Raw genomic sequence first — 10,082 nt, 5'->3', positions numbered from 1 at the left:
GATGTCTACGGTTCTACACCCCCCGTTGGGCTGCGAAGCAGCCCCAAAAACAGGCACTGAGTTTTAACTGAAAGAATGCAGTGATTTTACTGGGGCTGCTTCGCAGCCCAACGGGGGACGAGCCCCCTCGCCACAAGTAACTGCTCATAAAGTGAACATCCAGACCCCATCACGCCACCTTTTAGCGCGTCGCAAATAGATAAGTAGCTTGCGAACGGTTTGTCTCTCTACCACCCGTCACCTGTGCTTGGGGTGACAGACTTTTCCCACGTTGTTTCTCCGTCTTCCCACAAGTGCTACCGAACTGCTCACACACCTTACGGCTGCTTTCCCTTGTGCCTTTTTCGGGTTATATCCTCACTCCAGGCGCGGGCTTATATAGACGCGTCATGAGGTCGTTTTCAGGAGTTATTGAATGCGCATTCAACTTTAGGCATGGCATTTGCTCTATCAATCAAAAGCCTCTCTCTTTAGAAGATGAGCGCAATAACAAGAGCCTCGCCTGAGGCCATCACCCGCTTTGTGTGAGGAGATACCGCGATGACGTCGTTCAACTCCGGGGGTCAACCCCAGAACCGTGCGCCTCAATCCATCGGCTTTTTGCTGCTGGACAATTTCACGCTGATTTCCCTGGCCTCCGCAGTCGAACCACTGCGCATGGCCAACCAGTTGTCCGGTCGCGAGCTGTATCGCTGGACGACCTTGAGTGTCGACGGAAATCAGGTATGGGCCAGCGACGGTCTGCAAATCACCCCCGATTGCTCCATGCACAAAGCCCCGGCCCTGGACACCGTGATTGTCTGCGGCGGCGTGGGTATTCAGCGCACCGTCACCCGCGAGCATGTGTCCTGGTTGCAAAGCCAGGCACGCCAGTCCCGGCGTCTTGGCGCGGTGTGCACCGGCAGTTGGGCCTTGGCCTGTGCCGGTTTGCTCGACGGTTTTGATTGCAGCGTGCACTGGGAATGCCTGGCGTCGATGCAGGAAGCCTTCCCGCGCGTGGCCATGAGCACACGCCTGTTCACCCTCGACCGCAACCGCTTCACCAGTTCCGGCGGCACTGCGCCGCTGGACATGATGCTGCACCTGATCAGCCGCGACCACGGCCGCGAACTGTCGGCTGCCATCTCCGAGATGTTTGTCTACGAACGCATCCGCAATGAGCAGGACCACCAGCGCGTACCGCTCAAGCACATGCTCGGCACCAACCAGCCGAAGTTGCAGGAAATCGTCGCGTTGATGGAAGCCAATCTGGAAGAGCCCATCGACCTTGATGAACTGGCGGTGTACGTCGCGGTTTCCCGGCGTCAGCTGGAACGGCTGTTCCAGAAATACCTGCACTGTTCGCCGTCGCGCTACTACCTCAAGTTGCGCCTGATCCGCGCGCGGCAATTGCTCAAGCAAACGCCGATGTCGATCATCGAAGTGGCGTCGGTGTGCGGGTTTGTTTCTACGCCGCACTTCTCCAAGTGCTACCGCGAATACTTCGGCATTCCGCCACGGGATGAGCGGGTAGGCTCCAACACCGCCCAGCAAGTGGCGATGATGCCGATCCCGCAGGCGCTGGTGTTATCGCCGTTGTCCGGGCCGCTGTCGGCGTTGAGCCAGGCGCGCAATGAGTCGACTTTTGCTAGCGTAAGGCTCTAGACCGAGTCGCCTACTTCGCGAGCAAGCCCGCTCCCACATTTTGATTTGTGAATACATTCAAATGTGGGAGCGGCGGTGCGACGATTCGACTTGCTCGCGAAAGCGGTTTATCAGGCCCCAGAGTTCTGCCGAAACTGCACAAGTGCCGGCAGCAACTGCTTATCAATGGCCTGTCTGACCGCCGGCAGAATCGTCGCGCTGCTGGTGTACATCTGCTCGACCATGCCTTTAAGTGCCTTGGCCCGCGATTCACTCAAGCCGCGCACCGCACACTCACACGCCTGCTCGGCGGTGGCGCCGCTGGACACTTCGAAGCCCAACGACCGCAGTTGGCCAAGCAGGTCATCCTGGTCAATCAAATCCGCGTGCATCATGACGTTTATCCTTGTTAGGGGAGCGGTGATGAGGTCGATTCTGGTAGGCCATCAGCGTGTCGGCAAGACCTGAATGCACGAATGTCCGGGACACCTATGAACAGGTCGTTTTCGGCTAACTCACGTAGGACGGGAGTGGGCACACTGAACTTCAGCAAGCAGCTTGAAGGTTTGGTCACCCTCGGGATACGCGGCTCACACAAAGCACCTCTGCCCCGATCCAGTCACGGCTGGACCGGGGCTTTTTTTGGGGGTTGCTGTGTTGTGGAGGGCCTCTTCGACTTGCTCGCGAAGGGCGCGCTGCGGTCTACCGTTGCAATACCAATATCCTGGACAACAACTCATCCCGATCGATATAGCAGCCCTGGAAATGCCGCGCGCCGGACGCCGGATCAAACGCGTTGCGCGCATGCAAGGTGCGGCGGTTATCGAAGCACCACAGTTCACCGGGATTCAAGCGCTTGACCAGGCGAAAGCGGTCTTCCCGGGTCATCGCAATCAACCGGCGATAGGCGCGGTACAACAACGGCATGTGTTCCACGCTTGCCTCAAACGGCCCGCGTAGAAAGTTGGCCATGCGAATCTCGGCGACGTCTCCCAAGGCATCCAGCGCGATGATCGGCGCCAGACGGCGATAGTCGCTGTGACGGTCCTTATTGCGGAACTCTACGGGGATTTCACACAACGCACGAAACGCTTCGGGATCCTCATCACGCAGAGCTCGGGCGATGGCGAAGCCGTCGACAAAAATACTCTCCCCACCGTCGGCATCATTCACCAGGCAATGCAAAAATTGCAGCCCCGGTTGCAGCTCTCGCGTTGGCAAATCGCTGTGCAGTGGCAGGTTGAACGCGGTGTAGGCGTTGCTGTCGGCGTCGGCCTTGGATTGCACGTTGAACAGCACGCCGAAGTTGCTCTCGCGGATGAACGAAATGCGTTTGGCGATCAGTGCCAGCGAACCAGGTTCGGTGGGCACGCCGCGTACCTGGGTGAGGCCGCTGTCGCGTAATGCCAGCAGCCATTGCAGCAATGCGTTGGGGTCCTCCATCAACGCTGCGTATTCAAAAACAGGCAGCTCGAATGAGCGGTCCCAGAGCTTGGATTTCGGTTTGGCAGACCGGCGCTCGGCGCGGGACTCATCGTCATAGGCATGGGCCCGCAGCCAACCGGGATCGTACTGGCTGTGATGACCGCCGCTCCACTGCACACTCAGAAACCCCTGGTCGATACGGGCACTGGTAGCCGTGAGGTCTTCGTCGACATCGACGATTTCCAACACCTGTTCACGGGTCACGCTGTAGACACACGAAGGGCAGGGGCAGTTATCCCGCAACCATTGGTGATGGAACGGGCTGACCCGGCCATCGGCCCATTGCACGCGGACGTGATCGCTGTGCACCTGCACGTCGGCCAGGTCGCTGATCAATGGGTAAGTACGGAAGTCGGCAACAGCGGCGGCAGTTTGCATGGCGATTCCTTATTTTTGGGGTGGCAGTCCAATCACTCGGCCGAGGAGGGCCGGTTTCGGCAGGTCGATCTGCTCGGCGCTGATGGCGGTCAGCTTGCTCAGTACTGTTTCACTGAATGGCGCCGAATGCGGCCCGGCGAGATCAACGTGCAGCAGCATCTGTTCGTTGCCCGCCAGCTCTTGTGCTTCGCCCATCAGGTGCAGGCTGTGATAGAGGTGCAGGCGCTTGCGGTCGTGGGCGATGAGTTGGGTGTGGATCTCTACTTCAGCGCCCAGCTTCACTTCGTGCAGGTAGTTGAGGTGCAGTTCCAGGGTGAAGAGCGAATTGCCGCTGGCTTCGCGGTTTTCGCTGGTAAGGCCCAGGGTGTCCATCAACGCGTCGGTGGCGTAACTGAAGATCAGCAGATAGAACGCGTCGCGCAGGTGGCCGTTGTAGTCGACCCAGTCGGGGAGGATTTTGGTGGTGTAGGTGGTGAGTGCGGGCATGGCTTGGCTTCCAAAGTGTACGCAGTAGCTGTGGGGCTTTTCGCGATAGGTTGTAGCCGCTGCCGAGGCACGAGGCTGCGATGCGTGTCCGCAGGACCGCCTTTGGGGCCGCTACGCAAGCCCATCGCAGTCTCGTGCCTCGGCAGCGGCTACACAGGGTTATTCGGCGAAGGTCATACCGTGTTTTTCCTTGGTCGCCCTCACCGCTTCCAGCACCGCCAGCAGGCAATCATCACGATAGCGCTCCAGCGCCGAAATGCTGTGCGTTCCCAACTGCTCACGGGTGCCCTCCACCACATCGTCAATCAACTTGTCAGTCAATTCCGGCGCCGGCAGGTAAGTCCACGGCAGTTGCAACGCCGGCCCAAACTGCGCCATGAAATGCCGCATCCCCGCATCGCCACCGGCCAGTGTGTACGTCAGGAATGTGCCCATGAATGACCAACGCAAACCGGCACCAAAACGGATCGCATCATCGATCTCGCCGGTGGTCGCCACACCATCGTTGACCAGATGCAGTGCCTCACGCCACAGCGCCTCCAGCAGACGGTCAGCGATAAAACCAGGCACCTCTTTGCGCACATGCAGTGGGCGCATGCCGAGGGATTCATAGACCTTGATGGCTGCCTGAATCGCTTGCGGTGCGGTGTTCTTCCCGCCCACCACTTCTACCAGCGGCAGCAGGTACACCGGGTTGAACGGGTGACCCACCACGCAACGTTCCGGGTGAGTGGAACCTTCATAAAACTCACTGGGCAACAGCCCCGAAGTGCTCGAGCCGATCAACGCATTGGGCTTGGCCGCCGCGCTGATCTTGCTGTGCAGTTCCAGTTTCAGTTCCAGGCGTTCCGGGGCGCTTTCCTGGATGAAGTCGGCGTCTTTCACGCACTCTTCAATGGTGGCGACAAAGCGCAGGCGACCCTGGGAGGCGCCCGGCGCCAGGCCTTGCTTTTCCAGTGCGCCCCACGCGTTGGCGACACGTTTGCGCAAGGCGGCTTCAGCGCCCGGCGCTGGGTCCCAGGCCACTACATCGAGGCCGTGGGCGAGTGCGCGGGAAACCCAGCCGCTGCCGATAACACCGCTGCCCAGCGCGGCGAATGTTTTGATTTCAGTGATAAAACTCATGGCTGATTCCTGACAGGTTCGGTGATTATGTATAGGAGCCGGATCAGTGTGGGAGCGAGCAAGCCCGCTCCCACCTTTGATCCGGTTCCGACAGGAGAAGTGTGGTCAGCCGCGCTTGGTCAAACCCATCTTGATGCGGCCTTCAGCGGGGGTCATGACCCGTGCACCGAGGCGGCTGAGAATCTCGCCGGCGCGTTCCACCAGTTGCCCATTGGTTGCCAGCACACCTTTGTCCAGCCACAAGTTGTCTTCCAGGCCGACCCGCACGTTGCCGCCCAGCAGCACTGCTTGTGCCGCCATCGGCATTTGCATGCGACCAATGCCGAAGCCGGCCCACACGGCGTCCGCCGGCAGGTTGTCGACCATGGCTTTCATGGTGGTGGTGTCGGCCGGCGCGCCCCAGGGGATGCCCAGACACAGCTGGAACAGTGGGTTGTCGAGCAAGCCTTCCTTGATCATCTGCTTGGCGAACCACAGGTGACCGGTGTCGAAAATTTCCAGTTCGGCTTTCACGCCCAGCTCTTGAATGCGCTTGGCGCCAGCGCGTAGTTGGGCTGGAGTGGAGACGTAAATGGTGTCGCCATCGCCGAAGTTCAGGGTGCCGCAGTCCAGGGTGCAGATTTCCGGCAACAATGCTTCAACATGCGCCAGGCGGGTCAGTGGGCCCACCAGGTCGGTGTTGGGACCGAACTCCATCGGGTTCTCGCCACCACCGATTTCCAGGTCGCCACCCATGCCAGCGGTGAGGTTGACGATGATGTCGATGTCCGCCTCGCGGATGCGTTCCATTACTTCGCGGTACAGCGCCACGTCGCGGCTGAACTTTCCTGTTTCGGGGTCACGTACGTGGCAATGCACGACCGTGGCGCCAGCCTTGGCGGCTTCCACCGCAGCGGCTGCGATTTGTTTTGGGGTGACCGGCACATGTGGGCTTCTGGCGGTCGTGTCGCCAGCACCGGTGAGTGCGCAGGTGATGATGACGTCGTGGTTCATGGGGCAGGTTCCTTAAAGGCGGGCGTAGTGATGCCGTTCGCAGCCAACATCAGCTGCGAAACGGTGATTCGAATAAGGTTATTGGCTGGTCAATTGCAGGTTGGCCGCTGCCGGCTTGCCGTCGAAGGTGGTCACACCTTCCAGCCAGCGCTGCTGGTCTTGCGGGTGATCCTTGAGCCATTGCCGGGCGGACTCGAAAGCGTCCTTGTGATCCAGCAGCGGTTGCATCATCCGGCTCTCGTCGGCGGCGGTGAAGGTCAGGTTGGTCAGCAGCTTTTGCACATTCGGGCATTGCTCGGCGTAGGTTGGCGAAGTGACGGTCCAGACCGTGGCCATGCCTTCATTCGGGCCCAGGGCGTCGTCGCTACCGGTGAGGTAGGTCATCGCCACGTTGACGTTCATCGGGTGCGGTGCCCAACCGAAGAACACCACGGCTTCCTTACGCCGCACGGCGCGGTCCACGGCGGCGAGCATGCCGGCCTCGCTGGATTCCACCAGTTGGAATTTGCCCAGGCCAAACTGGTTTTTGGTGATCATTGCCTTGATCTGGGTGTTGGCGCCTGAGCCGGGTTCGATACCGTAGATCTTGCCGCCCAGCTCTTTTTCGAACTTGGCGATATCGGCGAAGGTTTTCAGGCCCTTGTCCGCGAGGTAAGTCGGGACCGCGAGGGTGGCGCGGGCGTCCTTGAGGCTGGGCGCGTCGAGGACCTTGACCTGCTTGGCGTCGACAAAAGGCGTGATGGTCTGAGTCATCAGCGGGTTCCAGTAGCCGAGGAACAGGTCCAGGCGCTGGTCGCGGATCCCGGCGAAGATAATTTGCTGGGACGCGCTGGTTTGTTTGGTCTTGTAGCCGAGGCCGTCGAGCAGCACTTGGGTCATGGCGCTGGTGGCGATCACGTCGGTCCAGTTCACCACGCCCATGCGCACGTTCTGGCAGGACGCGGCGTCGGCGGCCATTACGTTGGTGCTCAAAATGGCGCTGGCGCTGAGTGCAAGCACGCAGCGGCTGATCAGTCGGTTCATGGTGGATCCCTCGGCAGGTCGTTATTGTGGGTTCCGGCGTCTTTGTGCGCCGTGCAGCCAAGTTACTCAGCTTGATGCCCGACAAAACGCACGGCGGCGACCAGCTCTTGCACTGCAGCGACCTGTGCTCTTGAATGACCGATTGAACTGGCGTATCACAGTGACCACGCTGCCCGTCCCACGAGTGCGCTCCATGTCCCAGGATTTCTACTTTCTGCTGATGCCGGGTTTCTCTGCCATCGGTTTTATTTCCGCCATCGAACCGTTGCGCGTGGCCAATCGCTTTCGTGGCGAGTTGTACCGCTGGCATGTGTTGAGCGCCGATGGCGGCGCGGTATTGGCGAGCAATGGCATGTCGGTCAACGCCGACGCTGCGTTGGAGCCGCTGAAAAAGGGCGCGACCCTGTTGGTGGTGGCCGGTTTCGAGCCGCTGAAGTTCGTCACGCCTGCACTTGAGCACTGGCTGCGCCGTCTCGACAACGAAGGTGTGACCCTCGGCGCTATCGACACCGGCAGCTTTGTCCTCGCCGAGGGTGGCTTGCTGGACGACCACCGCCTGACCCTGCATTGGGAAGCCATCGACGCCTTCAAGGAGTCTTATCCACAACTGACGGTGACCCAGGAACTGTTTGAAATCGACCGTCGGCGCATCACCTGCGCCGGAGGCACGGCCTCTATCGACTTGATGCTCGACCTGATCAGCCAGGCCCACGGGCCGGAATTGGCGATCCAGGTCTCCGAACAGTTTGTGCTTGGCCGCATTCGCCCCCGCAAAGACCACCAGCGTATGCAAATCGCCACGCGCTACGGCATCAACAACAAGAAGCTGGTGCACGTGATCGGCGAGATGGAGCAGCACACCGAACCGCCGTTGAGCACGCTGGCATTGGCGGAGTCGATCAAGGTCACGCGGCGGCAGTTAGAGCGCTTGTTTCGTCTGCACCTGAACGATACGCCAAGCAACTTCTACCTTGGCCTGCGCCTGGAAAAGGCTCGGCAATTGCTGCGCCAGACCGACATGAGCGTGCTGGAAGTGAGCATTGCCTGCGGGTTTGAGTCACCGTCGTATTTCACCCGCAGTTACCGTGCGCGGTTTGCCAAGTGTCCGAGGGAAGACCGGCGACGGGAGGTGGTTTGACAACCGATTATAGTTAATTATACTCGTGACTATAATTTATAGTTGTTTTCATAATTGGGTATAAAGCCATGTCGAAGAACAGTGGTTTCGTGTTTCGCCGGCCCGCGCTGGCCGTCAGCATTGCCGATGGCCTGGTGGGTACCGGGATCCAGGATTTCACCTCCGGCCTGTTCCTGGCGGCGCCGCGTCGCACGGGCAAAAGTACCTTTTTACGTGAAGACTTGATCCCGGAGTGCCAGGCTCGGGGCTGGCTGGCGGTGTATGTCGACCTTTGGGCCAACAAGGAACAAGACCCGGCAGACCTGATCGCCGGAGCCATCGCTGCCGCCCTGGTGCCCTATGAAAATGGCATTCGCAAGCTGGCCAAATCCATCGGCGTCGAAAAACTCAGCTTCCTGCGCACCTTGTCCTGGGACTTCACCACGCCTCAACTGCCGCCCGGGGCCACGCTGACTCAAGCGTTAGAGTTGCTCCATAGCGCGGCGCAGAAAACCGTAGTGCTGGTGATTGACGAGGCACAACACGCTCTGACCACCGAGGCCGGTATCAACGCGATGTTCGCCCTCAAGGCGGCGCGGGATCAACTCAACCAAGGCCGTGAAGGCGAGGGCAGCGGCTTGCGCCTGGTGTTCACCGGCTCCAACCGCGACAAACTTGCCCATTTGGTGCTCGGTAAAAGCCAACCGTTTTTCGGCTCAAGCATTACCCCGTTTCCCTTGCTTGGCAAAGAGTTCACCCAGGCCTACACCGCGCACCTCAATGCCCAGTTGGCCGAGACCAATCAGTTCAGCGCTGCCGATATTGATGAAGCCTTCGAACTGGTCGGCCGTCGCCCGGAGATGTTGCGCACCATCATCAGCGAAGTCGCACTGGACCTCGGCGATGCGAGCAACCTCAGCCAATTGCTGCACAACCGTGCCGAATTCCTGCGCGCGGGCGTGTGGACTGAGTTTGAAAGTGCTTGGAATGCCCTGACCGTGCCGCAACGAGCGGTACTGGAGGTGATGGTCGAGCGCTCCCAGAACAACGAGCCGTTTGCGCCATTTACCGACAGCACGCTCACAGCGGTGGGCAAGGCGTTGGAGGCGATGGGCAGCGACGTGGTGCCGGGCACCCAGACGATTCAGGCCTGCATTGATGCGTTGCGGGACAAGGAGCTGGTGTGGAAGTCGAGCCGGGGAGCGTATGCCCTGGAAGACAAGTCCTTTGGTGATTGGCTCAAGCACAAAGGATTTGCACGCCGCTAAATACAACATAGATCCAGTGTGGGAGATCCAGTGTGGGAGCGGGCTTGCTCGCGAATGCGGTGTGTCAGTCGCCGAATGTATCAACTGACCCACCGTATTCGCGAGCAAGCCCACTCCCACACAAGCCCACCCACAATGGATATTTGTGTGGCTTACTTCTTCATCAGTGCCGAGCACGCCGCTTTAAAAGCCTCATGCTGATACTTGTTCAGCGTCGTCGGCAGGGCGAAATCGTGTTTCTTGTTCTGCGCATTGATGGTCTGCGGCGACAGCAACGTCACCTCGCAACCTTCCAGCAACTGAAACACGCCTTCAATCTTGAACGTGGTGGGGCCACCGGCGAATTCGCCTTTCTTGCTGCGTTTCTTGATGGCGATGCGGGTAATGCCGTTATCGCGCACAAACGCGGCCACCTGGTGGGCGAACGCTTTGACGTTGGCTGCTTCATCGTCGTCTTCGAGGGCGATTTTCTTGGTGGCCAGGGCGACGTGGCTCAGCGCCTGGTTGTCCAGGGAGACGACGGCGATGATCGCCTCGCTGCCTTTGATTTCGATGCCGCAGATGCTCATGGGGTCGCCTTGGAA

At 59.8% G+C, this 10,082-nt stretch carries 10 protein-coding genes; 3 read left to right on the top strand and 7 right to left on the bottom strand.

Annotation, left to right across the window (positions count from 1 at the left end; all coding sequences use genetic code 11):
- The first annotated feature begins 540 nt into the window (after positions 1-540).
- Entirely contained in the window at positions 541-1,644 is a 1,104-nt protein-coding gene (locus J7E41_RS27500; protein WP_214997380.1) for a GlxA family transcriptional regulator, read from the top strand.
- Between the two features lie 110 nt (positions 1,645-1,754).
- On the opposite strand, the gene J7E41_RS27495 is transcribed toward J7E41_RS27500, so the two are convergent.
- From J7E41_RS27495 to J7E41_RS27470, 6 genes are all read right to left on the bottom strand, one after another.
- Entirely contained in the window at positions 1,755-2,018 is a 264-nt protein-coding gene (locus J7E41_RS27495) for a hypothetical protein (RefSeq protein ID WP_214997379.1), read from the bottom strand.
- Between the two features lie 307 nt (positions 2,019-2,325).
- Positions 2,326-3,486 carry a gamma-butyrobetaine dioxygenase gene (locus J7E41_RS27490; protein WP_214997378.1) on the bottom strand — a complete coding sequence of 387 codons (1,161 nt, stop codon included), beginning with the start codon at positions 3,484-3,486 and terminating at the stop codon, positions 2,326-2,328.
- A gap of 9 nt (positions 3,487-3,495) precedes the next feature.
- Entirely contained in the window at positions 3,496-3,972 is a 477-nt protein-coding gene (locus J7E41_RS27485) for a thioesterase family protein (RefSeq protein WP_214997377.1), read from the bottom strand.
- A gap of 159 nt (positions 3,973-4,131) precedes the next feature.
- Positions 4,132-5,097, bottom strand: coding sequence for an L-carnitine dehydrogenase (locus J7E41_RS27480; protein WP_214997376.1), 966 nt, complete (start codon positions 5,095-5,097; stop codon positions 4,132-4,134).
- A gap of 105 nt (positions 5,098-5,202) precedes the next feature.
- The gene (locus J7E41_RS27475; RefSeq protein ID WP_214997375.1) at positions 5,203-6,090 is read right to left on the bottom strand and encodes a 3-keto-5-aminohexanoate cleavage protein; all 888 of its coding nucleotides are present in this window, start codon (positions 6,088-6,090) and stop codon (positions 5,203-5,205) included.
- A 78-nt stretch (positions 6,091-6,168) separates the two neighbouring features.
- Positions 6,169-7,113, bottom strand: a complete 945-nt coding sequence (locus J7E41_RS27470; protein ID WP_214997374.1) for a choline ABC transporter substrate-binding protein — start codon at positions 7,111-7,113, stop codon at positions 6,169-6,171.
- A gap of 193 nt (positions 7,114-7,306) precedes the next feature.
- On the opposite strand from J7E41_RS27470, the gene J7E41_RS27465 reads away from it, so the two are divergent.
- A complete protein-coding gene (locus tag J7E41_RS27465; protein ID WP_214997373.1) occupies positions 7,307-8,251 on the top strand; it encodes a GlxA family transcriptional regulator in 945 nt (314 codons plus the stop codon).
- Positions 8,252-8,319: 68 nt separating this feature from the next.
- Entirely contained in the window at positions 8,320-9,498 is a 1,179-nt protein-coding gene (locus tag J7E41_RS27460; RefSeq protein ID WP_214997372.1) for an AAA family ATPase, read from the top strand.
- Positions 9,499-9,650: 152 nt separating this feature from the next.
- Here J7E41_RS27460 and J7E41_RS27455 read toward each other — a convergent pair whose 3' ends face one another.
- Positions 9,651-10,067: a DUF3010 family protein gene (locus J7E41_RS27455; RefSeq protein WP_214997371.1), complete on the bottom strand. Its 417-nt coding sequence runs from the start codon at positions 10,065-10,067 to the stop codon at positions 9,651-9,653.
- Positions 10,068-10,082 lie beyond the last annotated feature (15 nt).

The organism is Pseudomonas fluorescens (assembly GCF_018614655.1).
Taxonomy (GTDB): domain Bacteria; phylum Pseudomonadota; class Gammaproteobacteria; order Pseudomonadales; family Pseudomonadaceae; genus Aquipseudomonas; species Aquipseudomonas fluorescens_BX.
The sequence above is the reverse complement of the archived record's forward strand: the minus strand, read 5'-3'. Positions and strand labels throughout refer to the sequence as shown.

Excerpts from the sequence above, each read along its gene's own strand:
- J7E41_RS27470 (WP_214997374.1), bottom strand. The coding sequence starts at position 7,113 with ATGAACCGACTGATCAGCCGCTGCGTGCTTGCACTCAGCGCCAGCGCC.
- J7E41_RS27485 (WP_214997377.1), bottom strand. The coding sequence starts at position 3,972 with ATGCCCGCACTCACCACCTACACCACCAAAATCCTCCCCGACTGGGTC.
- J7E41_RS27480 (WP_214997376.1), bottom strand. The coding sequence starts at position 5,097 with ATGAGTTTTATCACTGAAATCAAAACATTCGCCGCGCTGGGCAGCGGT.
- J7E41_RS27465 (WP_214997373.1), top strand. The coding sequence starts at position 7,307 with ATGTCCCAGGATTTCTACTTTCTGCTGATGCCGGGTTTCTCTGCCATC.
- J7E41_RS27460 (WP_214997372.1), top strand. The coding sequence starts at position 8,320 with ATGTCGAAGAACAGTGGTTTCGTGTTTCGCCGGCCCGCGCTGGCCGTC.
- J7E41_RS27475 (WP_214997375.1), bottom strand. The coding sequence starts at position 6,090 with ATGAACCACGACGTCATCATCACCTGCGCACTCACCGGTGCTGGCGAC.
- J7E41_RS27455 (WP_214997371.1), bottom strand. The coding sequence starts at position 10,067 with ATGAGCATCTGCGGCATCGAAATCAAAGGCAGCGAGGCGATCATCGCC.
- J7E41_RS27495 (WP_214997379.1), bottom strand. The coding sequence starts at position 2,018 with ATGATGCACGCGGATTTGATTGACCAGGATGACCTGCTTGGCCAACTG.
- J7E41_RS27500 (WP_214997380.1), top strand. The coding sequence starts at position 541 with ATGACGTCGTTCAACTCCGGGGGTCAACCCCAGAACCGTGCGCCTCAA.
- J7E41_RS27490 (WP_214997378.1), bottom strand. The coding sequence starts at position 3,486 with ATGCAAACTGCCGCCGCTGTTGCCGACTTCCGTACTTACCCATTGATC.